This window comes from Bdellovibrionales bacterium (assembly GCA_016716765.1).
Classification (GTDB): Bacteria; Bdellovibrionota; Bdellovibrionia; order Bdellovibrionales; family UBA1609; genus JADJVA01.
Map to the genome: position 1 here is coordinate 351,386 of JADJVA010000020.1, position 26,007 is coordinate 377,392.

At 46.6% G+C, this 26,007-nt stretch carries 22 protein-coding genes; 10 read left to right on the plus strand and 12 right to left on the minus strand.

The window, feature by feature from the left end:
* Positions 1–51: 51 nt before the first annotated feature.
* From IPL83_10335 to IPL83_10370, 8 genes are all read right to left on the minus strand, one after another.
* Complete coding sequence (locus IPL83_10335) at positions 52–915, minus strand: MipA/OmpV family protein (GenBank protein ID MBK9039546.1); 864 nt, start codon at positions 913–915, stop codon at positions 52–54.
* Complete coding sequence (gene hutU, locus IPL83_10340; protein ID MBK9039547.1) at positions 906–2,555, minus strand: urocanate hydratase; 1,650 nt, start codon at positions 2,553–2,555, stop codon at positions 906–908. The genes IPL83_10335 and hutU overlap by 10 nt, the downstream gene beginning before the upstream one ends.
* Entirely contained in the window at positions 2,549–4,081 is a 1,533-nt protein-coding gene (gene hutH, locus IPL83_10345) for a histidine ammonia-lyase (GenBank protein ID MBK9039548.1), read from the minus strand. Before hutH ends, hutU begins: the two co-directional genes overlap by 7 nt.
* Positions 4,071–4,718, minus strand: a complete 648-nt coding sequence (locus tag IPL83_10350) for a ribulose-phosphate 3-epimerase (GenBank protein MBK9039549.1) — start codon at positions 4,716–4,718, stop codon at positions 4,071–4,073. Before IPL83_10350 ends, hutH begins: the two co-directional genes overlap by 11 nt.
* Before the next feature lie 10 nt (positions 4,719–4,728).
* Positions 4,729–5,679: a methionyl-tRNA formyltransferase gene (locus IPL83_10355; GenBank protein ID MBK9039550.1), complete on the minus strand. Its 951-nt coding sequence runs from the start codon at positions 5,677–5,679 to the stop codon at positions 4,729–4,731.
* Entirely contained in the window at positions 5,676–6,269 is a 594-nt protein-coding gene (def, locus tag IPL83_10360) for a peptide deformylase (protein MBK9039551.1), read from the minus strand. The genes IPL83_10355 and def overlap by 4 nt, the downstream gene beginning before the upstream one ends.
* Positions 6,270–6,388: 119 nt before the next feature.
* A complete protein-coding gene (locus tag IPL83_10365) occupies positions 6,389–7,246 on the minus strand; it encodes a hypothetical protein (protein ID MBK9039552.1) in 858 nt (285 codons plus the stop codon).
* Between the two features lie 33 nt (positions 7,247–7,279).
* On the minus strand, positions 7,280–7,549 hold the full coding sequence (locus IPL83_10370) for a hypothetical protein (protein ID MBK9039553.1): 270 nt from the start codon (positions 7,547–7,549) through the stop codon (positions 7,280–7,282).
* Positions 7,550–7,578: 29 nt separating this feature from the next.
* Between IPL83_10370 and IPL83_10375 the strand changes: the two genes are divergently transcribed.
* Positions 7,579–8,130, plus strand: a complete 552-nt coding sequence (locus tag IPL83_10375) for a hypothetical protein (GenBank protein MBK9039554.1) — start codon at positions 7,579–7,581, stop codon at positions 8,128–8,130.
* A gap of 1,263 nt (positions 8,131–9,393) precedes the next feature.
* The gene (locus tag IPL83_10380; protein MBK9039555.1) at positions 9,394–12,324 is read left to right on the plus strand and encodes a hypothetical protein; all 2,931 of its coding nucleotides are present in this window, start codon (positions 9,394–9,396) and stop codon (positions 12,322–12,324) included.
* A gap of 15 nt (positions 12,325–12,339) precedes the next feature.
* Here IPL83_10380 and aguB read toward each other — a convergent pair whose 3' ends face one another.
* From aguB to lptG, 3 genes are all read right to left on the minus strand, one after another.
* A complete protein-coding gene (gene aguB / locus IPL83_10385; protein MBK9039556.1) occupies positions 12,340–13,197 on the minus strand; it encodes an N-carbamoylputrescine amidase in 858 nt (285 codons plus the stop codon).
* Positions 13,198–13,263: 66 nt separating this feature from the next.
* Entirely contained in the window at positions 13,264–14,346 is a 1,083-nt protein-coding gene (locus IPL83_10390) for an agmatine deiminase family protein (protein ID MBK9039557.1), read from the minus strand.
* Positions 14,347–14,440: 94 nt separating this feature from the next.
* A complete protein-coding gene (gene lptG, locus IPL83_10395) occupies positions 14,441–15,520 on the minus strand; it encodes an LPS export ABC transporter permease LptG (protein ID MBK9039558.1) in 1,080 nt (359 codons plus the stop codon).
* 234 nt (positions 15,521–15,754) lie between these two features.
* On the opposite strand from lptG, the gene IPL83_10400 reads away from it, so the two are divergent.
* The 8 genes from IPL83_10400 (at position 15,755) to pepN (ending at position 23,732) form a co-directional block, all read left to right on the plus strand.
* Complete coding sequence (locus tag IPL83_10400) at positions 15,755–16,936, plus strand: response regulator (GenBank protein MBK9039559.1); 1,182 nt, start codon at positions 15,755–15,757, stop codon at positions 16,934–16,936.
* A 12-nt stretch (positions 16,937–16,948) separates the two neighbouring features.
* Complete coding sequence (nadC, locus tag IPL83_10405; protein MBK9039560.1) at positions 16,949–17,776, plus strand: carboxylating nicotinate-nucleotide diphosphorylase; 828 nt, start codon at positions 16,949–16,951, stop codon at positions 17,774–17,776.
* A 9-nt stretch (positions 17,777–17,785) separates the two neighbouring features.
* Positions 17,786–18,529 carry a hypothetical protein gene (locus IPL83_10410; GenBank protein ID MBK9039561.1) on the plus strand — a complete coding sequence of 248 codons (744 nt, stop codon included), beginning with the start codon at positions 17,786–17,788 and terminating at the stop codon, positions 18,527–18,529.
* Between the two features lie 24 nt (positions 18,530–18,553).
* On the plus strand, positions 18,554–19,105 hold the full coding sequence (locus tag IPL83_10415; GenBank protein MBK9039562.1) for a thioredoxin family protein: 552 nt from the start codon (positions 18,554–18,556) through the stop codon (positions 19,103–19,105).
* Entirely contained in the window at positions 19,093–19,710 is a 618-nt protein-coding gene (locus tag IPL83_10420) for a hypothetical protein (GenBank protein ID MBK9039563.1), read from the plus strand. The genes IPL83_10415 and IPL83_10420 overlap by 13 nt, the downstream gene beginning before the upstream one ends.
* 84 nt (positions 19,711–19,794) lie before the next feature.
* Positions 19,795–20,334, plus strand: a complete 540-nt coding sequence (locus IPL83_10425; protein MBK9039564.1) for a hypothetical protein — start codon at positions 19,795–19,797, stop codon at positions 20,332–20,334.
* Positions 20,335–20,390: 56 nt separating this feature from the next.
* Entirely contained in the window at positions 20,391–20,939 is a 549-nt protein-coding gene (locus IPL83_10430; protein ID MBK9039565.1) for a GyrI-like domain-containing protein, read from the plus strand.
* A gap of 9 nt (positions 20,940–20,948) precedes the next feature.
* On the plus strand, positions 20,949–23,732 hold the full coding sequence (gene pepN / locus IPL83_10435; protein ID MBK9039566.1) for an aminopeptidase N: 2,784 nt from the start codon (positions 20,949–20,951) through the stop codon (positions 23,730–23,732).
* Here the strand turns inward: pepN and IPL83_10440 are convergent.
* Complete coding sequence (locus IPL83_10440) at positions 23,713–25,971, minus strand: aconitate hydratase (GenBank protein MBK9039567.1); 2,259 nt, start codon at positions 25,969–25,971, stop codon at positions 23,713–23,715. The two genes, pepN and IPL83_10440, sit on opposite strands and share 20 nt — an antisense overlap.
* Positions 25,972–26,007 lie beyond the last annotated feature (36 nt).

A 26,007-nucleotide genomic window follows, 5' to 3' on the forward strand; every position in this document is an offset into this window, starting at 1 on the left:
AAGAGTGCTGCTCTGATTTGTTCAGCCCCTGAAAGTCGCGCACAGAAAGGCCTACATTCGCGTTCCCGCTCGATCTTCCGACTCCAGAAGGCGATAACTAAAACCCAAGGCAAAGGTCAGATTGAGAGGATCCTTAAATAGGGGACTGCGATCATTCATGGAAAAGCCATAATAGTCCAATTTTGCACCAACAAAAAACCTTGCGTCCTCTGCCATTTCACGTGAAGCACCGAGAGTCAATGACGTCCCTAAATAGCCCCCTTGTGCTTGAAAAGAGGGACGTTCAGGATGTGAGTACTCGGCCGGAACCTCATAAAAGTAGTCCATCAACTGATCGCTTGCAAAAATCATTGAAAGGAGAATTGTTCCCTCCAAATCTTCATCAAAGATATTGCTATTGCGATATTCAAGCTCCGGTTGAAATAAATAACCTCGATCGTCAGCTCGCCTGAAGTCAGTTGAGAATACGTAGCGAACAGGAAGATTGAAATTGAGGCGATGCTTTCCTTGGTCTAGAATGTGTACTCTCAATCGGGGTCCTATCTCCCCAACCCAGTCAATGTCAGGCATTCCCCTTCTGGCTCGATTGTCTCCACTGTCCGCAGGAAATCCGGCCGATGCGCTCAGATCAAATTCAACTTTTTCGCGGTCCACGAGGCGCCCACGAATTCCACCCTCATCGTCTGCCCTTAAAACCTTGCCCCTATAAAAGCCATAGGGAACCACCAGGGCCCGCAATTTTCCCTGCTCCGCTGCTGGATAATCTGACATAAAAAAAGTGGCCCCGGCCAATCCAATTTCGTAGAGAGGCAGCTGGCTGTCGTGATCACGAATATCTGCACTGCTTCTGAAACAACAGACAAATACCCAAACCGTGACACAGATTCGTCTTGAAAAGATGCGAATCAAATCCAAAAAGATTTTACTCCCCGCTCTCGGGCAATGGCCGCCGCATCACCGTAGCCTGCATCTATATGACGAAATAGACCCATGGCCGGATCTGCGTTCAAAACTCGCTCCAAGCGCCGTGCAGCTGCAGCCGTCCCATCGGCGACAATCACCTGTCCCGCGTGAAGACTGTAGCCCATACCAACTCCACCACCCTGATGAAAACTCACCCAAGTTGCACCACAAGCCGTATTCACGAGCGCATTTAAGATCGGCCAATCACCAACCATGTCAGAACCGTCCTTCATGCCTTCAGTTTCACGATTGGGGCTCGCCACAGAACCGCAGTCCAGATGATCGCGCCCAATCACAATCGGAGCTCTCACTTTTCCCGTCGCGACAAGTTCGTTAAACCTAAGACCTGCCTGAGATCTTTCTCCGTATTCAAGCCAGCAAATGCGAGCCGGCAGCCCTTGGAAGGCAATCCGCTTTTCTGCCATATCAAGCCAGCGCAAGAGATTTTTCTTGTGAGGAAACAACTCTCGAAGCGCATCATCCGTGACTTGAATATCTTTGGGATCGCCGCTCAGAGCCACCCAACGAAAAGGTCCACTGCCACGACAAAACAAGGGGCGAATATACTCAGGAACAAAACCGGGAATATCGAACGCGTTTCTCACTCCCCCTTCAAGGGCCACCGCTCTGATATTGTTCCCATAGTCAAAGGTAATAGCTCCGCGCTTTTGCATCAAAAGCATACCTTCCACATGAGCGACAATAGAGGCTTTTGCTTTTTCCAAATACAGTTGAGGATGAGATTTTCGCAATTGAGCCGCTTCGGAAAGCGAGTGTCCCTCCGGAATGTATCCATTCAAAGGATCATGAGCAGACGTCTGATCGGTCAGGAGATCGGGCAAAAAGCCTCGCTCATTTAATTCCCTGATCACCGTCGCCATATTGCCCAATAGAGCCACACTTCTCGCAACTCCCTCTTTGCGATAGCGAGCAATACGCTCAAGTGCATCATCAAGCCCTTCGGCGACTTCATCGATGTACCGTGTATCCAGTCGCTTTTGAATGCGAGAGGGATCCACCTCAACTGCGAGCACATTGGCCCCCGCAAAAACTCCGGCCAGCGGCTGAGCGCCGCCCATTCCTCCAAGTCCTGCCGTCAGAATGGTTCGTCCTTTTAAATCACCAGAGAAATGCCTTCGACCTGCTTCAATAAATGTTTCGAAAGTTCCCTGCACGATCCCCTGAGACCCAATATAAATCCATGATCCGGCCGTCATCTGCCCATACATCATGAGACCTTTTCTTTCGAGCTCATCAAAAACTTCCCAATTTGCCCACTTAGGTACGAGATTGGAGTTTGCCAAAAGCACCCTTGGAGCATCCTCATGGGTCTTAATCGTGCCGATCGGCTTTCCAGATTGGATGATGAGAGTCTCATCAGATTCTAAGTCTTTCAAGGCCAACAAAATGCGATCGTAGGACGGCCAATCCCGGGCCGCCTTGCCCCGCCCTCCGTAGACAATCAATTCATCAGGAAACTCTGCCACCTCCGAATCAAGATTATTTTGAATCATTCGATAGGCAGCTTCTTGCAACCAACCCTTACAGTGCAACTGAGATCCATGAGGCGATCTGATGATACGTTTTACCATTCCAAGGCTCCCACGCTTGACTGAATACAATTGAGCAAACTCTCAGAGCGAATAAGTTTTTTAATTGCCTCGATGTCTCGATAAAAAGCCCGATCCATTTCGGCAAAGGGGACCTCCGATCGGATAAGATCGAGAGCTCCCAAAACGCATCCGGCTGGTTTTAAAGGCGCCAACAATTCCAAGCCCTGAGCTGCGCACAAAAATTCCATCGCCACAATATTTTCAGCATTGCGAATAATAGCCCCAAGTTTTCTAGCTGCGATTGTTCCCATACTCACATGGTCTTCTTTGTCGGCAGAGGTCGGAATGCTATCCACGCTCGCCGGGTGCGAAAGAATTTTATTTTCGCTCACTAAAGAGGCCGCCGACACCTGGACAATCATCAGCCCGCTATTCAAGCCTCCCTTTGGAGCCAAAAATGCGGGCAGCCCGCTCAATGCCGGATTCATCAGCTTTTCAATTCGACACTCTGAAATGCTGCACATCGCACTCATGGCAATTCCCAAAAAATCAAGAGCAAAGGCAACGGGTTCGCCATGAAAGTTCCCACAGGACAAAACCTTGTCTTCGTCAGCAAAAACCAAGGGATTATCCGTGCTCGAATTTGCCTCTATCTCAAGAGTGCGACAGGTGCTTCGCAAAACATCTTTTGCCGCTCCATGAACGGCCGGTATGCAACGAAGGGAATAAGCATCCTGAACTCGACTGCAATCGGCATGAGCCTCCGCAATCGAAGAGGTTGGACCTAAAATTTTAGTCAAATTGCGGGCCGTTTTTGCCTCTCCAGGATGAAGACGGGTCGCCGCAATCAGAGGATCAAAGGCCTTTCGAGAACCCTGAAGAGCCTCAAGTGACATGGCTCCTCCAAGATCAACCATCCAAGCCAAACGGCGTCCCTCATAGCAATTCAAGAGCCCCACTGCCGTCATCACCTGACATCCATTGATGAGAGACAATCCCTCTTTGGCTTCTAACTCGAGAGGTGCAACTCCCCTTTTCGAAAGGTATTCCTGCGCCGCAACCTTTTTTCTGCCATCCCAGACTTCGCCCTCACCCATGAGAGCTAAGGCCAAGTGAGAAAGTGGAGCTAAATCCCCACTCGCTCCAACTGATCCCTGCTGTGGAATCACTGGAATAACGTCGTGATTTAAAAATTCCAGAACCTTTTCAACAACCTCAACGCGAACGCCACTGTGACCTCGCGCCAAGGCATTCGCTCTGAGTAACATGATCGCACGCGACTCGGCCTTAGTGAAAGGTTCTCCCACCCCAACGCAGTGAGAGCGAATCAAATTTTTCTGCAACTGAATCGTATCTGACGTGGAAATCTGAACGCTGCTAAAGGCCCCAAATCCGGTGTTCACTCCATACATAACATCGCCCTGTGCGATGCGCTTATTGATATACCGACGTGAATTCAACATCCCGTGACGAGCCTTTTCTGCGAGAGTCACTTTTTCTATGGGCAGACTGTAGGCTATCTGCCAGACCTGATCGACAGTGATCTCCTCCCCATTAATTTCCATCAGTTTTTGCCCCCTTCAAAGAAGCGATCGCCTTTTTATAGTCATTTTTAAAGATATAGGAACCTGCCACCAAAACGTCAGCGTCCCGGCATGCGCGAGCTGTTTCGGCGTTGACTCCCCCATCAATCTCAATGAGCGCCTCCGAGCCTATTTTCTTCAGTTCTTTGCGAACTCTGTGTATTTTAGAAGTCTGATCATGCATAAAACTCTGACCGCCAAAGCCAGGGTTGACCGTCATAATCAAAATCAAATCCACTTTTGGCAACAGAGGTAAAATCTGATCAATCGAAGTCGCGGGACGCAAAGAAATTCCAGACTTACAATTTCGATCTCGAATCATATCCAAAACTTTTGCGGGATTTTGAGTGGCCTCAACATGAATCGTCAGGTAGTCAGCTCCCGCCGAAATAAATTCATCCACAAAGAGTTCCGGCCGCTCAATCATCAAATGAACATCAAAAGGAATTTTCGTCACGGGCCTCAAAGACTTCACGACGGGGGCTCCAATTGTGATATTCGGAACAAAGTGACCATCCATCACATCAATGTGGATCCAATCGGCTCCGCATTTTTCTACCTTCTGTATTTCATCTTTCAATATTGAAAAATCAGCAGAAAGCAAACTCGGCGCCACCAAAAATTCGTTCTTATAAGGATTCACCTAATTTTTCTCCAAGGGAAAAAGGATAGCCACGCAAATAATCCTTTGCAGTCATTTCAGCACGAGACTCTGGCTGTACCATCAAAATTTGCAAGGCCCCATCTCCGGAGGAGACGACAAATGAGTCAGCCTCAATTTCAATGACCTTTCCCGGAAGATCATTTTTTGATTTTGGGATCGCCCGGGATTTTATGAGTTTCAATTTCTTTCCTGAGCGAACAGTATGAGCGCCGGGACCAAGAGCCAATCCACGAATCTTATTGTGGATTTCAACGGCCGGAAGCCGCCAATCGATCTGAGTTTCGGATTTTTCAATCTTTTTTGCGTAGGTGACCAAAGATTCTTCTTGTTTTAAGGGAACCAAGTTGCCTCGCAAGTAATCCATCAGCTCGACATGAAGCAAATCAGCCGCAAGTGGCTTCATCTTCTCATGCAGATCAAAGGCATTCCAATCATCATCGATATCGATGACCCTTCGACCGACAACGTCACCTGCATCCAGCTTTTTCACCATAACCTGCAGACAAACTCCTGTCTTTTGATCTCCGGCCATCACTGCACGCTGAATAGGTGCGGCCCCCCGCCATCGTGGCAACAGACTCGTGTGAACATTCACGACGGAGCGCGGATAAAGATCCAAAAAAACTTGAGGCAAGATCTGTCCAAAGGCGACAACAACGGCCACTTCAGCTTTCCAGGACGAGATCGTTTCAAGGAACTCGTCTTCATTCACCCTTTCGGGCGTTAACACCGGTAGTTGATGGGAAAGAGCTAACTCCTTCACCGGAGAGGATTGAAGCTTCAGTTTGCGCCCAGATTGACGATCAGGTTGAGTCACCACACCCACGACCTTAAAGTGCTCATCTTTGATCATCGATCCTAAACAATAGGCTGCAATATCAGGGGTTCCTAAAAAAACGGTTCGAATGAGGCTCATCGGGAAACTACTTCTTCATCCTGCTCTTCGACTTTTTCCTGACGAGCTGGATAACCTGTCTTTTTTATCCGTGATTTGATACGAGCGGACTTGATCGGACTGAGGCGGTCGATAAACAGTTTTCCATCAAGGTGGTCAATCTCATGTTGAATACAGATAGCGAGGAGCCCATCCACTTCAATCTGAAATTTTTTGCCTTCCAAATTAAGCCCCTGAACGATAATCAGTTCCGCTCTCTGCACAGATTCGTAGTAAGTGGGAACACTCAAACAGCCCTCATCGTAAGTTGTTTTCCCCACCTTCTTTATAATTTCAGGATTAAAAATAACAAATGGCTGAGAAACGGCCTGCTCCAGAGGAGACATATCCTCTAGCTTGTAGCGCCCATTTTCTCTCGGCCGAGTATCAGCAACAAAAAGTCTCACAAGATGATTCACCTGGGGGGCAGCTAAGCCAATTCCTGAGGACGCATACATAGTTTCAAACATGTCCTCGACAAGCTGTTTGAGGCTGTGTGTCACGGTCTTTACCGCCACCGACTTTTTACGAAGCCTCGGATCAGGAAATCTCAATACTTCCAGTTTTGCCATATGTTATCCTCTAACTCATTGGCTCTGTTTTTCAAACCGAGGGGCAAATAACCCCCGACCATTCTACAGCAAGAGGTTCGCAAAGGAAAGACTACCTTTTCCTGCAATGGGCTTTTCGCTCAATTCAGAGCTGACAGACTCAATCCAACCGTTTGGGCAATGTTGCTGAAATCAGGAGCCTGATCGTAGGCTGCACTTAAAGTGATAAATCCCAATCGAACCTCAACCCCCATTGTATAATGAAGACGATTTTTAGAGAAATTTAGACGCGGTGGTTCTTGATACCCTCCTCCCCTCCAAACAAAGGCAATATCTTTGTTATTAATGACCTGATATTCGAAGCCTCCGTGAATCACGACTTTTTGATCACTTTCGACTTGATCTAAGGGATCGGTACTTGATCCTCCCACATAAAAAGCCTTTTTGACGGGATAATATATATCCACATCTCCCACCCACATCAGTCGGCCTGTCAGCTTAACAGATCCACCCAAGACCAATTTTGCTGGAATAACGACGTCATGAAACCATTCGGTAGAGGGCGCAATTTGGGCGTCAAGACTCTCATCAAGGTTGTAACGACGTTCCGGTGAATAGGTCACACCCAACCCAAGCTTCCTGTCTTTGTTGTAGCGAAAACCAAAAGTGAAGTAGAAAGACTTTGCCTGTGATTCCAAATCCAATGGCATGGCCTCATCTTTATAACCTAAAACCACTTTTTCCTGATGTCCTGTCATTCCAAAAGAAATGGACTGCCAAAACCGCCACGAAATTGCCAAATCCCGGCTTTCTATCTTGAGAAGCTTCGTCACTCCGTTCGCCACAAAATCCGAAGAAAAGTCCAAATTGTAAGGCTGAGAATATCCCCCCCCAATTCCAAAGGGACCCAATCGCAAGCCAAGAGAGGAAAATACAAAGTCATAAGGCAATCCATCAAGCTGAGTGTCCCCATCAAAATCCACCTCACGATTGACCACGCGATTGGTGGTTCCAGCAAGATCAAAAATCCATCAAGACATTGATAACCCAGCTGGATTGTTAAGCACGGCCCCCGCATCGTCACTCAATCCAACCGCAGCTCCTCCCATGGCCAAAACTCTTGTTGTCCCACCGGGAAATAAACCATAGGCCCCATAGGCAGCGTCCTCGGCGAGGGCCGTCTGGGAGCTTAACTGAATGGCTAGGTGTAGCAATAAAACAAGGAGTCCGATATAGAAGCAAAGCCTTGCCCACAATCCTGCCTGCGAGAAAACAAAAAAATGACCGGTTCTAATGGACATCACCCCCCGTAGTCTCAATAATTAAAGCTATGATGGTTCGACATTGGACTCTAGTGTTTTTTGTTATTTTCCTGATAGATTCTGAGGAGAGTGCGGCAAGCGTCGCGGTTGAACCCTATCTTGGATACAGTCGCTTTGAGTGGTCCTCCGGCGGGTACTCCGATTCAAAGATGGGCACTGTATTGGGCGGAAAGGGCGGCCTTCAGCTAAACAGCGGCACTTTCCTGGCTCTCGATTTTCACCTTGGTGGGCCCTATCTGCTCGATAGTTCAAACAGCGATAACGAATTCATGAATCGCATGTGGGGGGTAGGGGTGAGATTTGGAAAAAGCAAAACTCACCTCTGGCTTGGATATTACTCTCTCAATGAGCTCACCGACATCAATGCAAATCTCAAATACTTGGGCCGAGCAATAAAAGCCACTATCGGGATAGAGTTCCAATCAAAACTCAGCCTCAATTTTGAATATGTAAAACAGGAATTCAACCAAATTGAGGGTGGACAGATCTCTGCAGAAAATTTTAATCTGGACGTCACTCTCTTGATTCTTTCGATTAGCGCTCCTCTCGAACTGAAATAGAACACACAAAATGTCGCTCGACTTTTGTTGGGAGGAGTCACGAATTAGCTTCAACCTTAAATTAAACCTGGTTAGATTATCAGGATGGCCGCCTTTTGCAAAGCTCCACTTTTTTCGAAAAATCTTGAATACTTCAATCTTGCTATTCCATTTTTGTTCTATCCAGTGGTTATCCTCGATGTATTTTTTTTTCCCGGAGCGCTTGGTTTACCAACTGAGGCATACCAAATTACTCTTTGGGATTTTGTGCGCAACATTATTTTTCTGAACGGCATTCATGCTTTGTTTCCCTTCATCCTTCTCTTTCGAAGTAAAGAGATTAAAAACTGGATTCCTCTCCAGAAAGGGGGGAAGTTTGGCTTTTGGAGCAGATTAATTGGTGTTCAGTCTTTTTTCTTTTTTTTCTTTTTCAATATTCAAACTGTATCTCATTGGGCAACGAATAATTTAGCAATAGAAATCATCGTTTCCATTCTGACAATCGGATTATTTACTCATCATCCTCTTGCACAAATCAGGGGGATTTCCAGGCTCTATGACATCAGAAATGCACCAAAAGATCCTATAGGGATGATGAATCTTAAGAATTGCCAAAAAAGAGAGAAGTACTTATTTATCGTATCTACCTGGGCATTCGCAATACTTGCGATTTTGTTATTCTCAAATTTGCTTGGCCCAAACCGTCTTGTCTGGTTTAATTATGCCTTTCTATTTTTATTCCCTTTTTTCTTAGGATTAATCCTCAATTTTTTTAGTTTTCCGAGGCCGTGGAATTACTTTAAACTAATCTATCTTTTGAGATCCTTCGCTTTTCCGCTCACTTTCTTATCTCCGGCGGCCAGAATAGTGATCGGTACATCCCACGGAATTGAATCCTTTTGTGTGTATCGCCATATGAAAGATAGGTCTATAAACGGAAAACAATGGATGAATCTTCTATCTATTGGTCTTTTTTTCCTAGCGTCTTTGGCAATTCTTTTCAACTATCGCAACCTCTCATTCTTGAACTGGCTGCGCCTTGAATCTCATTTTGCATCACGAGCCATCACTGCGCTTGGCCTAAGTTTTATTTTCACCCACTATTACATTGAAGCGATCCTGTATCGCTTCAGAAAACCGGATTGCAGGGAGCACACCTTGCCGCTTTTTGCGAAACTGCCTTTAAAACCGGATGAGGGCGACCTTGACCAACGGGCTGGTTGGTTCATCAGATTCAACCGAAGTCCGCTCAAAATCTATCTGGCTTCGGCCGAACAGAAATAAGTGAGAGTTTTGACATTCCATCGCAAAATAAATCAGCATCTGAGGATCGGAGTCCCTCGCCCTTCCCTTTTTCTTCTGCTCATTTGCGGCTTTTTTAGCGATGTTGGCGGAATTTTTGGTCGAGCCCAAGCTGCTGGACCGCTGGAAGCCCTGTCGAAGGCTGCGTATAAAATATCGGGAGGAGAATCCTGCTCTCTTTTGATCGAGTCCAAAGCCCAGTTGGCCCTCTCCAAACTTGAACAGGAGTGCGAAACTCGCACTCCACCCATCGCAAGACTAAAATCAAGTCTCGCTGAGATCACCAACCACTCCGTTCAATCCTCAGAAGACCGATTTTTTGCAACACTTTCAAATCAACACTCTCTTGAGCTTTCTTGTGCGGCCGATTTCGCCAAACAAGTTGCAAACGGCGAAGAGATTTCGAATAAGAATATTCTCTCCTTTTTACAAGAACTGAGAAAGCACAAGCAGGCATTGACTCAGAGCACTTCTGAACTCGCCAGCAGTCCTTCTATAACCAACAAAACCTGTCCCCTCCAGCTCAAAGAGCTTGCCGATAATCATGACTCTTCACAAAAAATGATTTTTAATTCCAATACTGAAATTTGTCGGGATATCATTCGACATCGGTCTGCCTTCCAGGCAATTTCAAGCTCTGTACCATTATCAGGAACTCCCGCCATCCAAAGTCTCATCAATAAATACATCAGTCTTCCCCAGGGAGCCGATTTTGAAGCCTTGGAAAAATCCCTGGGTCAAGAAATTCAAAAGGCCTATCGCTCGACTGAGACCCTCCTTCGCAGTGAATCCACAAATCTATCAAATGCCGCGAAAAGCGGAGGCCAATCCATTGATCGCTCTTCACGCAAAGCTCTTCTCAGCGATCCGGCAGTGACAGAAAAAGTGATTAATAGCAGCTCTGACAGAGAAACAATGAAGGCCCTCGCTTGTCACGCCGATGCGAGCTATGGGAGCGGAGCTGAAGCACTTGATACCAGTGTGATGATCGGATCATTTGTGATGAGTGGCGTCGCAGCAGTGGCTGTTCGTGGAGCATCTATCGCCTCACGTATTGGGTCCGTCGCCCAATCTGCGAGAGCAGGTGGTTTGATGTCAATCAATTCGGCAAGAGCCCTTCAAGTAGCAGCATTGGCAATGGACTCCGAATTGGCCCTCACTCAAATAGATAGCGAGTGTTTGAGCAAGAACAGTCCTAAAATCACGGGCCTCCATTCAACGAATGAAAAAGGCCAATGCGTGAGTGCCCCAACAGTCGGACAATTGAAGGCAGACCATTGTATTTTAACCGCAACGCTTGCGGCCCTTTCTTTTGGATTGGCCGTTCTTCCAGATCTTGGAAAAATTGGGTCCAAAACCTTGGGTCATGCCCAGTCCTCCTCTCCTGTCGCGCGCTCAGAAATCTCTGAGCTGCTCAAGCGTGAGATCACCGAAAATGAAATGAAGGCGATAGAGAGAGCACATTTGGTAGGAGCTGGTGAGATTGGACAAAATGGAGGACCAGCTGGGGTCGGGAACTACACTTTTGGACAAAAGCGAAGCAAAGCCAAGATCCTGAAGGAAGCAGGCTTGAACGACGCCGAAATTCGCATCCTCATGGAGAAGGGGCGGGTTGGATTGAGTCCATCTGATGCTCGTCAGCTCTTTGCTCAAAGGTATCTGAATCCAGAAAGTACCACTCTACCGAGACAAAAAGAATTTCGAGAGGTCTGGGCAGATATCAATAAATTGGACATGGCCATTTATGAAAAAAGAGTTCTTTCGATTCCCATTGATGACAACATGGTCGCAGCTCGTTTGATCTCAGACAATCCAAACGGAACTCTGATCGTTGAGCTCGTCGATGGTCAACGTCGAACAGTCGGAAGTCGCGATATGCCAAAGGTTCGCTTTGCCAGCGACGAATCTGCCGCTCAATACAACAAAATACGGCTGGAGAGCATAAACAACCCGAAGGCGATTGCTGAGGAAAGAAATCTTCAATTGAGACGTGTGATGAGTCCGCGTACTGATCTGAGCAATGAGAGACTTCAGTTGCGAAGAGATTGGGTTTCAGGTGATCTCGGCAGGCCAGAAAACTCACTGAGGATTATTGACTTTGTTCCGGACGGAAAAAATCAAAAGGCCCCGGGAGTTTTAAGCAAGGTTTTTGATGACGGCCGAATTCAAGTGGTAACGCCAGATGGAAAATCACGAATCCTCAGCGAGTCGGAAATGGCATCACTCGAATATTCAAAGAGCAGACAGAGCCCCCTCTTCTCCCAGCCAAGACCTCAGCCAGGAAGCTCCGCACAAGATTCCGTACGCGGCCTGTTCCGGAACCAGCCCGGCGTTGCCATTAAGGCAGAAAATGGGACGTTGATTTCCTACAAAACTGCGATGGATTCCGCTGGAAGACAGATCAAATTTAATATTGTTCCCACGCCAGGCCTTCGCCAATCCGCTGCCGATTCGGGTCTGATCAAAGAATTTACTGAACCCGTTTCTGCCTCACAGCTGAAGCCAGGAAACTACACCTATCTTTATACTCGCGATGGGAAATTTGTTATGGGAGAAGTTGATGATAGTTTTGAAATAGGGGTCAAGCACATCGACCTGGCGAACGGCCGAGAGGGAGTCGTTGCTGGAGAACTTAGGGTCTTAGAAGATGGAAGCTATCGCTTCAACATCGAAAGCGGCACTTATACCCGCGAATTGATCAAAAAGCACAAAGTGCCCGAGGCGGACTTGAAACGAAGAGCACAAGAGACACTTGAATTTCACATGGGGCGACCGGGAGAGTACAGCCAGGGAACTTTTTTGTCAGGGCGTACTCCTGATATCAAGAGGATAACCGAGCTGTGTCGCAAAAGGGATTTTTTTGCATTCAATGAGGATGGCTGCTGTCGTGTCGCTAAAATTGGGTGTCATTAATGACTGAGCTCGATATCAAAACTCTACAAGTCTGCCATACAAATCAGGACGTCGATCTCGAAAAAAGCCAAAGGAGGCCCGATTTCTCGCTATCTCCTCGAGATCAAATGTGGCAAAGATCGACCCCGATTCCTTTGCCCCCAATTCAGACACCTTGCTGCCTCTCTGATCACAGATAAATGAATGACCGTAAAATTCCTGGCGAGGCTCAGCGCCAATTCGATTGGCCGCTACAACCGGAATCACATTGCTCACTGCATGCCCAATCATGGCTCGTTGCCAAGGATCCTTCGTATCAAGTGTAGATTCCTCTGGCTCCGTACCAATCGCCGTCGGGTAGAGCAAAACTTCTGCACCCATGAGAGTCATCGCTCGTGCGCATTCAGGAAACCACTGATCCCAGCAAATTCCCACTCCCACTCGTGCGTACTTTGTTGACCAAACCTTAAATCCCGTATTACCCGGTCGAAAATAAAATTTTTCTTCGTAGCCAGGGCCATCCGGTATATGGGACTTGCGATAGACTCCCAACAAACAGCCATCCGCATCGATCATCGCAAGACTATTGTAATAGCACTGATCTTCTCTTTCAAAAAATGAGACGGGAAGCACAACTCCCAACTCCCGAGCCACCTCTTGAAAATGTTTTATCGTGGGATGATCCTTTACGGGCCGAGCCATTTCAAAAAATTTATCCTTTTCAAAGGTACAAAAATAGATATTCTCGAACAACTCAGGCATCAAGATAATTTGGGCTCCCTGTTTTGCAGACTCCCTTACCATCCCATCCATGACTTCGATATTTCGTTTTAAGTCACTCGTAAATCCGCTTTGTAAGGCAGCGACACTTAGATTTCTTTTACTCACCTTCATCTCCTGGGTAACTTGATTGAGTCAATGACCGACCACTGACCGCCCGCCCCGCTGACACCAAGCCATTTAAATTGGTACCTGCTGGCTGATACAATGAAAGGCTCCTCCACCATTTAAGATCGCATTCGCCCCTAATCCAATCGTTTGTCGATCCGGAAAACAGGAACCGATCACTTTCACAGCTTCATCATCTTGGGGACTACCATAAATAGGCACTATCACCCGCGTATTCGAAATATAAAAATTCAGGTAACTTGCCGGCATGAGACCACCATCCTTATTGTAAACTGCTCCTGGAGAAGGAACTTCAACAATCTCAAAACGCCGTCCCTTCGCATCTCTCATCACTTGAAGATCTTGTTTGATCCGGCGGTAAACAGAGCTGTTCGGATCTTCCTTCGATGTCTCTTTTGTGTACAGCACAACTCCAGGTGCTGCAAAGCGAGCAAAGGTATCTATATGTCCGTCTGTGTGGTCATTCAGAAGACCCTCGTTCAACCATAGCACTTTTTCAACTCCCAAAGCCGATTTCAGTCCTAATTCAACGACTGCTTCGGTAAACCCCCGGTTCCGATTCGGATTGAGTAAACACTGCCGACTTGTCAAACAAGTGCCCTCACCATCTACTTCGACAGAACCCCCTTCTAAAATCCAAGGGAAATGAAATTTTCGAATTTTGGTCCCTAACTGTTCCGCCAAACGCCCCGCAACCTCAGCGTCATGAGGAAGAATATATTTTCCTCCCCAGCCATTGAAGGCAAATCTCACCGAAGCTCTCTCTCCTGATTTATTCATCAAAAAAATGGGAGCCGTATCCCGCAACCATATGTCACCAAATGGTATCCGAAAAAAGCGAGCTGGCAAGTCACCCAATGCTCTCTTTGCTTCAGCTTCCAAATGTTCGTCTGGAACCAAAATCCAGAGATTCTCGCCGTGAGCCACCCCAGTGACAGGATTATAGTCCACAATGGCCCGGCAAAAAGCGACAAATTCCTCTTGCGCCAGCAATAAATTCTCTTCCCAAAGCTCCCTGTGACTGGGCCATGCCAACCACACCGCTTCATGGGAATTCCACTCACCTGGCTGATAAAAACCTTCAATCTGAGGATTGGATTCAAGTTGAGAGGTGATAGACATGCATTTCTCCATTTTTTTGGATCTGGTTCGTCCAACTCAAGGCGCCCATATAGCCTTAAATCAAGATTTTACTCAATGATCCACAAAAAAATGAAGCTTCTCAAACTTAACGTTTTGACTTAAACATCAAAACTCCTGCCACCGCTATCATAAGAAGATTGGGGGCCCAAGCTGCAATTAAAGGTGGAACGGCACCATGTTGCCCAAGGGTCACAGAAGAACTGTAAAGCGCCCAATAAAAAAATGTGAGTCCGATACACAAAGAAACACTCATAAATCCCCCGCCTGAGCGCTGACGGCTCACACTGAAGGGGATGCCCATTAACGACATAACCAAAGCGGCAAATGGAAAGCTGGCCTTTGAATGAAAATCAACTTCATAGCGAAGTGTGTCCAATCCCGCCTCTTTGTTCTTTTTTATAAACTGGTGGAGAGAATTTAAACTCATGGTATCTGAGGAATGTTCGGAGGTCTGAAGATCCGCAACCTCCTCATTCATTTCAATGACCTTGCGATCGAAGGCTTTTGTTAGAGGAAAAGATGATTCCTCCGCGAATAGGGTGACCGTGCCATCTCGAAGTTCCCAGGTGGAGCCGGACATATGAAGCGACTTGGCCGCTATCAATTGAACGAGATTCCAATCCCCATCAAAATAATAAAGGCTCAAGCCCTGGGCCGATGCGGTCTCAGCGTTGAGAGTTTTTATATTAAATAGAACATTTTCAGAGCGATACCATATTTTATTTGTCTTAACGGTCGAATAAAGACCCGGCTTTTTTCTGATTTCAACGTAAAATACGTAATTTTTTTTCTGATTGAACTTTGGAAGTAATCTATCTCCAACCCAAAAATTGAAACCTCCAATAATAATGACCATCGCTAGAATGGGAAGGCTGATTCTCCACAGGCCCAGTCCCATAGAAAAAAAGGCGACCAATTCCTGCGTCCGATTTAATGAGGACAGGGTAAATACCGTGGCCAACAAACACGCAACCGGGGTCATTTGATAAATGATCGACGGAAGATAGTAGCTGTAATAGTGAACCAAAACAGAAGTTGGTACCTCGAATCTCACGAGTGAAGACAGAGAGTCAAAGGCCAAAAATAGGGTCGTAAAAACAATAATTCCCCCTGCAAAAAAAAAGAGGAATTTTTTCGCAATATACCTATCTGCCAGACTGAGCATTTCACTCCTCGTTCAAGAATTCCTCGCCTAATTTGCTACTCCGTGATTGAGACGAAGACACTAATTGTTGGTTGGCGATTTAGCATCGAGGTCCTTTGGGACGGATAACGCAACTCAGCTTACCATGCACCCCCTGGAGTTGACACAAAAACTTGACTCCTTTCAACATGAAGATATTAAAAATGAAATGTGAGACCTCTTGACTCAAATGACTAAAAAGACTTAACTCATTGCATGGCTTTGCGCGTCTTACTTGCTGATGAGAGCAGTACAATAAAAAAGGTTTTTCAACTTGCACTCCAGGATTATGCAGTTGAGGTTAAGTCAGTCAATCTGGGCATGGATGTCTTGGCCGTGGCCCAAAAATATAAGCCGGACGTCATTTTTGCAGACGTTCTTTTGCAAAAGCAGAGTGGCTATGATGTGTGCGAAGAAATTAAGCGCGATGCGCACCTCACTCAGACACCCGTGGTGCTCATGTGGAGCGGCTTTATGGAACTTGACCAGGACAAGTTCGAGGCCTCTGGGGCCAATGGTCGACTGGAAAAGCCCTTTGATGTAAAGACGCTTCGCCAGTTGGTGCAAACTTTGGTGCCAAAAACAAAGTCACAAGACATATCCCAGTATTTGCAGTTTCCGAAGCTTCCAGCCATGCTTGAAAATAGCATACCTCAATCGCCTCCCGCCCCTAAGACAACGTTGCCGCCAAAAGGGGCTCGTCCGACCCCCCACCTTTTTATTCCGCCATCGCCTCCCGATAGTCATTCTGAATCAAACTGGTCAATGGATGATTTTGCAACCGTACAAGAAGTAACGAAGTCGACTCTCGAACTCATTGACCCAGTTCATGAGCCAAGCCTCGTTGAAAATCCAAGCGAGGGTTTTGAACGTGTCAATCTGAGCGGCCCCTCACGCATGGCTTCAAAATCTGACGATAGTTCTGACGGAGATTTGCTGATAGATTCGCCAGAAGACCAAGAGTCTTCATGGGCCCAGGAAAACTTAAAGCGATTTAGGGTGTCTGTACCAGAGGATGAGGAATCTTCTGAAATGCCTCAAATTGAATTCACTCAATCCGATGATCAGTTTAATCCGACAGGTTCTGTCCCCAAATTATCGGTCTCTCAAGGGACCAAGGGATCGACAGAAGAGCACATAGAATTCGAGCTGGAACTAGAGCCTGTCGATTCTCCTAGCGACGAGGAGACCAGTCATTTCTCGCCGCCGGGAGGCGATCCAGATACTCGCCAAATCGAGCAAATCATCAAGTCTCAAATCGAAGAATTTATGCGCGAAAAGGCAAGCAAATTTTTAGAAGAAGTTGCCTGGAAAGTTGTACCTGAAGTCGCTGAAAGAGTGATTGAAAGAGAACTCAAAAAACTTTTGGAAGAGTTTGAACCTCAACAATATCGCTAAAGTGAAAATATTGTGACCGCAATCGAACTTATTCGTGCCTCTCTCAAAGAAGACATTCCCGCCGGGGACATCACGACGGATTCACTTGGAATCAAGGAAAAGCTGGGTCGAGCCCGTCTTGTTGCGAAGGAAGATCTCGTTTTGTCCGGTCGAGATTTTTTTGCGGCAACAATGAAGGAAATGAATTCCGAGCTGATGATTCATTGGCAATATGACGAAGGTGCTTTTGTTCTCTCCGGGCAAACTCTCGCAAGTATCACTGGAAACCTGTTACCTGTGCTCCAGGCTGAGCGCGTTGCTCTCAATTTCTTGGGACATTTCTCGGGAATTGCGACGTACACTCGATGCTTTGTAAAGGAAGTGGAGGGGACTCACTGCCAAATTCTGGACACCAGAAAAACTCTCCCTCTCTATCGAGCCTGGGAAAAGCAAGCAGTCCTACACGGCAGGGGCCACAATCACCGCATGAGTCTCAGCGAAGCCGTACTGATCAAAGAGAACCACATCAGAGTCGCCGGGGGTCTTCGCGAAGCTATTACAAGAACGAGGGAAAAGACATCGAAGCCCATTGAAATTGAATGCTGCACCCTAGATGAAGTGCTTGTAGCGGCCAGCATGGGCGTTCAAAGAATCCTGCTTGATAACATGAGCAATGATCTCATGAGGGTAGCCCTGGAGAAAATTCCCAAATCAATAGAAGTTGAGGCCAGTGGGAATATGAGCCTGGAAAGAGTCAAATCGGTAGCCGAGCTTGGGGTCGATTTTATTAGTGTTGGCGCAATCACGCATTCTGCCCCTTGCGCTGATTTTAGCTTGCAATTTGATTGGAAGAATTCCTGAGGAGAGCCCTTGGCAACGAGCAAGCCATTTGACATTTTTGAAACGAGCAAAGCATGGGCTGAAGGCCAAAAGCAGTTTTATTGCTGTTTTTTTGAACAACTTGAAAGCACAAATACCTTTGCGAAAGATCGGCTCCTGCCGCCAACCCAAGACCATGGCTTGTTCCTAGCCCGCCACCAGACAAAAGGTCGAGGAAGATCCCAGAATTCTTGGAAGGACACAGGAACAGGAAATTCCCTTCTTTCAAGCTGGGTATTTCGGCTCCCGCAGTCTCCCCAACACATCACCGGTCCCCTGTTTGGATTGGCCTTGTTTCGTTCTGCTCTCAAGATTTGGCCGAACTTAGAATTCAGTTTGAAGGCTCCAAATGATCTCTACCTCCGCGACAAAAAGATTGCGGGTTTACTATTGGAAACGCTCAACCACGAAAATGAGTTTTTTTTGATAGCTGGCCTTGGTTTTAACGTCTTTGATTGTCCATCCGAATGTCCCGAAGCGACTTACCTCGCTCACTCTTTTGACGGTGCCGATCGTCCGGATCCGAACAAATGGTTCGATTTTCTTGATTGCCTGCGGGCAAATTTTAACCTGGCCGCCCATAGCTCATTCAGGTCCCACCTTGTGCCAGACGAACAGAGTGACTTACAAATGGCTCTCAATCTTAATCCCAAATTAAAAAATCCAATTTCTGAAGTTCGTCGTGATGGAAATATGTTGAGTGGCGAAAACCTAATTAAGTGGACGGATTTATAGAAGATCTTTACAAACGGAGGACAAATGGCTTTAACCTACACTCCAGCTCCCCAACTCGGGCAGAGATGTCCTCGCTTTTCACTTAAGAGCCTTGATGGACGTTCCTTCAATAAGGATAGCTTCTCAGAAGCACAGGTTCTTGTGGTGATCTTTATATGTGGCCATTGTCCCTACGTTCAGGCGATCGAGCGACGACTCATTGACCTAGCCCGAGAGCTATTGCCTAAGGGAGTTCAATTCGTTGGCATTTGTTCAAATGATTGGCTGGATCACCCCGAAGATAATCCCGAAAACCTTCTTCAGCGCTGGAAGAATAAAAACTACTCTTTCCCTTATCTTATTGATCCTGATCAAAGAGCGGCAAAGGACTTTGGGGCCGTTTGTACTCCCGATATATTTGTTTATGACTCCGGTCGTAATCTGAGCTACAGGGGGCGATTTGATGATTCCTGGAAAGACCCAAACAAAGTCAAGAGACAAGAACTCAAGATAGCCATTGAAGATACACTTGCGAAGAGAAGCCTGTCCGGCGAACAAATTCCCTCTATGGGATGTTCGATAAAGTGGAAAACGTGAAAAGCGATAAAATATTAGGTGTCATTACAGGCATTCTTTTTCTGAGTGGGATATTAACAATCACATGGACGGTCTATGCAACTTGGTTGATTAAAAGACAATCTGTTTATCCTCCCAACTTGAAATGTATCTATACGACCAAGAACGATACAATGGGGACTTCCGAGCTCGGTCACATACTGACGAAAGGTCAAACATACAAAGTATTAATGGGATATTACAGATGCAATGAAGTCTCTCGGGGAGATCTCGTGCTTTATCAATTTTCAGATGAGATTCTTCCGGTGATAAGAATCGTGCGCGGAATTCCAAACGACCAAATCGAAACAAGAGAAGTTTCAACAGGCCTCTGGGAGATTCGAGTCAATTCAAACCCCATTCCCGGACCAGACGGCGGGGATTTTCAGCTCACGGAGCTCGCCTCACCTCCACTCTTAAATACATTGATGAAATCCCGCAATGGAATCCTCAAAAACGATGAGTATCTATTGATGACGCTCTTGCCTCCAGGCTCAGACGATAGCCTCCGGCTTGGTCCCGCGCCCAAGTCTCGCCTCCGAGGTAAAGTACTGGCAAGGCAGAGGATGATGTCCCAAAATAAATGAATATATTTCATAAGAACCCCCAACTGTAGGTAAGGCTTTCCGCGCCCATTGTTATCCTTGCTCACCTGTTTTATAAGGATTCGAATGAAGAAAGCTCACTGGCATTTTCACTTGGTACCTATTGTGTTTGTGGCTGCGCTCCTCGCCCCGGTCAGCACTTTTGCGTCTCCAAAGAAATTGCCATGGCAGTGCTATATTCATGGCAGTGTCGCAGGAGATAGCTCCGAGTTTTACCGCTATGCCCAAGACACATGGACTGGGATCGGGGTCATCGTCTGCGATACGAGCAAAGGCGATAGAAAAAGCTTCTTTAGCACCCGTTTGACCTTGCGGTCCCTCGTCACTGGAGATGGTCCTGATGCCTCCGACCGAATGACTTTGAAATCAGAGAAAATTCAGACTGAAGATATCAATTATTTTTCTGACGAATTTACGGTCAAGAATGCAGCAGATGGAACAAAAAGAAATGCAGGTGACCGAGATCTCGATAGTTGGCAGATGGCAGTGGGAAATTCAAAACTGGATTTTCTCATGTCAGTTGAAGAATCTACCGGACCCTCCGAATCACGAGCCTCAATGGAAAGCGGAATCATGACCTTCGATAAATTGCTCGAGATAAAGTAATGGTCGTTAATTCCAAAATTGTTTTGATTGAAATTTTTTCTTGAGCAGGAGAGAGCATGCTGAAATGGGTTTTCTTTTCTACGTTTGCAGCAATTCTTGGGATAGCAATCTATTTGTTTTTCTACCTCGGTGGATACAAAACAGTCACTATCAGCGAAATCAATTATCCTGAGTTGCGCGCTATTTACCGAATCCATCGAGGCGCCTACCATAAAGTTGGGCCGGTGATCGAAGAAGTCGAAAAGTGGGCCCAACGCAACAATGTCTTCTGTCACAAAACTTTCGGAGAATATCTCGATAACCCAAGTAAAGTGGAAGAAAGTCGATTGCGCTCAAACGTGGGATGTATCGTTGACCGAAAGATAGAACCTCTTCCGAAGGACTATTTCTACCGGGTCTTCAGTTCCCAGTTGGTAGTGAAAGCGGAATTCCAAGGAGCCCCTTCTATTGGCCCCTTCAAGGTTTACCCAGCCGTTTCAAACTATCTTTTGGATAAGAGGCTCAAATCATCTGCCCCCCCTATAGAAATCTACCAAAGCTTGCCTGACGGAAGTTTTCTGACCGAGTTCATTTTTGCCTTAGATACGCTACCCAACGAAAAGTAGGAGAATTTGATGTTTCGCTTTGCTTGCCCATGTTCGCACGCGGCTATCGGCCTTTTGATCTTTTCTATCATTGGGTGTTCAACTCACAAAACCAAAGAGGCCAGCGAGACTCCCAAGACCACTCAAGCAGACTTGGCCGAACCCAATCTCAGCCTCCAGGCAGCCATAAATCGCGCGCAGCGTGTAAGTCAGGTCAGCTACAAACTTGAATTCTCCCTGCCCGAGCGAGAAACCGAGTTTAGCGGGAACAGTCAAATTCAATTCCATTTTTTACCTGGAGCCGCCGAACCGCTGAGAATAGATTTTTACGATGGTAAAATCAAACAGCTGAGGGTCAACGACAGGCAAGTCAATCCTGATTACAACGGTCGAGAACTCTACATACCCTTGTCAACTTTGCGCGAAGGGGCGAATACCATAAGCATATCATTCACAAGATCTTACTCTCGGGATGGTCGTGGGTTGGCGAGATTCGAAGATCCTGAAGACAGAAGAGTCTACACCTATTCAAATCTCGAACCCTATGATGCCAATCGGGTTTTTCCATGTTTTGACCAACCCGATCTCAAGGCGACTTATGCCATGAGGGTCATTGCACCAAAGACATGGCAAGTTATCAGTTCAGTTCGTGAATCAAGCGTAAAGGAGGACTCACCCCATTCGAAACTCTGGATATTCCCCGAAAGTGCGCGTTTTTCAACCTATGTTTGGTCTTTGCATGCCGGCCCCTACAAAGTCTGGACATCTTCAGCTGGAAATATTCCCTTGCGTCTCTTTGCCAGACAAAGTTTGGCTAAATATGTGAAGACAGAGGAATGGTTCCCGATCACTCAAAGGGGACTTTCTTTTTTTAGCAAATATTTTAACTATCCCTATCCTTACGGCAAATATGACCAGTTGATCGTCCCCGAATTCAATGCAGGGGCCATGGAAAACGTCGGCGCCGTGACCTTCAACGAGAATTTTGTTCGGCGGGGACCTAAATCAGAGCGAGACAAGCTCGGATTGGCCGACACCATCCTCCATGAAATGGCACATATGTGGTTCGGCAACCTGGTGACCATGAAATGGTGGAATGATCTGTGGCTAAATGAAAGCTTTGCGACCTATATGTCTTTTCTCGCTCTTTCTAAGGCCACAGAATTTGAACATCTCGCCTGGCGCACATTTCACGGAACAAAGAGTTGGGCCTATTGGGAAGACCAGCTGGTAACCACTCATCCGATTGAAGCGCAAGTCCCGGACACTCGTCAGGCCTTTGCAAACTTTGACGGCATTACCTACGGTAAGGGTGCGAGTGTTATCAAACAGATCTCATTTTTTATCGGTCCAGAGAAATTTCAGATGGGCGTCCAGAAATATTTTAGAAGACATGCAAATGGAAATACCGAGTTAAAAGATTTTATGAATTCGCTGCGTGAAGCCTACGGGACAGACCTGAGTGCGTGGCAAAGGGAATGGCTACAAACGGCATCGCTCAATACCGTTAAATCCACTCTCGTGTGCGACAAGAACAAAGTGAAAATGCTGCACATTGAGCAGTCAGCTCCAAGCGAATATCCCTATCTCAGAAGTCACCGTTTCAAATTGGCCTTCTTTAACCCCAGATTGAATCCTAAATTGAACTCCGCCAAATCAGGTATTCAGGTTGATCAGAGTTTTTCAGTTTTACTGAAAGACAAGCAAATTGGGGTCCCCGAAGCAGTTGGTAAACCCTGTCCTCTCCTCGTCTATCCAAATCATGAAGATTATGGATACATGAAAATCAAACTGGACGAGCGCAGCCTTGCTGAGCTTCCAAAACATATTCATGAAATCACAAATCCCTTTGATCGTCAGCTTTTTTGGAGCGCCCTCTGGGACATGGTTCGCGACGCCCATCTTAATTTGTACAAGTTTGCTGACCTTGCCATTGGAAATCTAGACAAAGAAAAGGATCCCGATACCCTGAGAGACATCGTGAGATATCTTCTCGGACGAGGTTCAAATCAATCCTCGGTTCTCTATTATCTGCCAAATGCAAGCCTCAGCGAGAAAAAGCTGTACGATGCCTTTGCTCAAAAGATCGAAAGAGCGATTTTGCGCCAACTTTTGATCGCTCATCCTTCTTCTGAGATTCAGAAAGTTTGGTTGGATAGCTTTATTCGATCTGTTCAAACGGAATTTGGCCTCTCAAAGTTAAAGGCACTTCTTGCAGGAGATTTGAAGCTCACCGGGCTCCCTATTGACCAAGACAAGCGATGGGACATCATCGAAGTGATCGCCTCACACAATTACTCTGAGACACTTGATTTAATTGAAAAAGAATCCATCCGAGACCCTTCGTCTTCAGGAAAACAAAATAGGATGAATGCTCAGGCCGCAATTGCAAGCTGGGAGGCAAAACAGCCATGGCTCAATGAACTCACGAATAAAAGGAGTGAATACAGCTTTGATCAATTGCGAAACATCATTTCAAGTCTCTTCCCCCGCCACCAAGTCGCCCTCAGAGAGCTGTATGCAAAAGATTTTTATCAGAATCTGATTGTGATTTCAAAAGAACGGGATGGCTCCTTCGCAGAAGAATACGCTGCGCTAGCCCCAAGCGAATGCACGTCTCAGGAAACATCCAGAATCTCAGATTTTCTGAAAGCGCATGGTGCAGACCTTCATCCTTCCGTCGAGAAAACCTTGAAGATTGCGCGGCAGGAAGACGATCGCTGCCGCAAGATACGCTCTCTCTTAAAGGATGAAAAACCAAGTTTGAATTCGGACTCTTTGACCCATTCCCCTGTTAAGCCTGCATCAAATTGAGTGCAGATCCGGCCTTAAACCATTTGATCTGCTCTGAATTAAAGGAGTGCTTGAGTTCAATCGAGTCTTTTTTTCCGTCCTGGTGAACCACTTCAAGCTGAAGATTTTTCCCAGGGGCAAAACTGGTAAGCCCAGTGATCGCAAACCGGTCCTGCTCCTGTATTTTATCGTAATCAGCTGGATTTGAGAAAGTGAGAGCCAACATCCCTTGCTTTTTTAAATTCGTTTCGTGAATTCGTGCAAAGCTCTTTACAATGACCGCGAGCCCTCCCAAATGCCGAGGAGACATGGCTGCATGCTCACGGCTTGAACCCTCCCCGTAGTTCTCATCTCCAATGATAATCCAGTGACTTCCCTTTTCCTTATATGCTCGGGCTATTTTCGCGAACTCAAGATTTTCCTCTCCCGTAAAAACATTTTTCCCTTTTCCAATCGCACCACCAAAAGAATTGGTTGCTCCTAGCAGAAGATTGTCTGAAATATTATCGAGGTGACCTCGATATTTCAGCCAAGGCCCCGCTGGGCTGATATGATCAGTCGTGCATTTCCCCTTCGCTTTTGCAAGCAGGAGCAATCCTTCCAAATTCTTGCCACTCCAAGGGGCAAAAGGCTGCAGGAGTTGTAGCCTATCTGATTTTGGAGAGACCTTTACTTCAATTCCTTTGCCGCGCGGCTTTTGGTAACCCTCCGTATCGGCAACAAAGCCCTTGGACGGAAGTTCTGGTGCCTCAGGCGGGCTCAGTTTAATCTTCTTTCCCGAAGGAGTCTCCAATTCATCTGTTGCAGGATTAAAATCCAAACGACCCGCAAGTCCCATTGCCATAACGATCTCAGGACTTCCAATAAAGGATAGAGTCTCAGGATTTGAGTCATTACGAGCGCGAAAATTACGATTAAAGCTTGAAACGATCGTGTTGGGTGTACCCATTTTAACATCTTCTCGCTTCCACTGCCCGATACAAGGACCACAGGCATTGGCCAAGACAGTGGCTCCGGCGGATTCCAGAACTTCCATCTGTCCGTCTCGCTCAATCGTATTTTTTATCAAGGTTGAACCCGGAGTCACGAGGAAGGGCTGCTTCATTTTTACACCTGCGGCCAAGGCCTGGCGAGCAACAAAAGTAGCCCGTCCAATGTCCTCATACGAAGAGTTGGTACAGGAACCAATGAGTGCGGCCGAAAGACTTGTTGGCCAGCCATTCTTTTTTGCCTGTTCCTTTAACGTGCTCACGGGATGGGCCGCATCGGGTGAATGTGGACCCACAAGGTGAGGCTCCAGCTTCGACAAATCAATTTCAATTATTTCGTCATAATACTTTTCAAGATTCTTTGAAACCTCTGGATCTGCCGTCAAAATATCAGGATTCTGATCAGCGAGATCTGATAGCTCTTTTCGTCCAGTTATTTTTAAGTAGGCAGCCATACGTAAATCATAAGGAAAAACTGAACACGTCGCGCCCAACTCAGCTCCCATGTTAGCTATTGTTCCCTTTCCCGTGCAACTGATTGACTGACAACCCTCGCCAAAATACTCAATCACTTTGTTCGTCCCACCCTTCACGGTCAGAATGCCGAGAAGTTTGAGAATAACATCCTTGGCCGAAGTCCACCCTGAGAGCTTTCCCTTCAAGTGAACTCCAACAATCCCAGGATTTTTCACTTCCCAAGCCAAGCCTGCCATCACATCAGAGGCATCAGCTCCGCCAACTCCAACAGCCACCATGCCCAAGCCACCTGCGTTCGGAGTGTGAGAATCTGTTCCAACCATCATGCCGCCCGGGAAAGCATAGTTTTCGAGAACCACCTGATGGATAATTCCAGCTCCCGGCTTCCAAAATCCCAAGTTGTATCGAGAAGACACTGTCGCCAAGAAATCATAAACCTCTTCGTTCTCACCCATCGCGGTCTTCATATCTCGATCTAACCCGTACTGGGCACGGATGAGATGATCGCAATGAACTGTCGTTGGAACGGCCGCTTCATCTCTTCCTGCTAGCATGAATTGCAAAAGCGCCATCTGGGCTGTCGCATCCTGCATCGCCACTCGATCGGGATTCAGCAATAAAAAACTCTCACCTCTCGCAAGATCCTGCGACTCTGGGTCCTGCAAATGTCCAAAAATAATCTTCTCAGTTAGAGTAAGAGGCCGGCCCAATCGCTTGCGAACTACCGCCAGTTTTTTGCGTGTGGTCTCGTAAACCTTCTTTACCAATTCCGGAGTTGTTTCGATCATCGCCATAGGTGAATGTCTCCATGTTAAGTTTCAATCGAATAT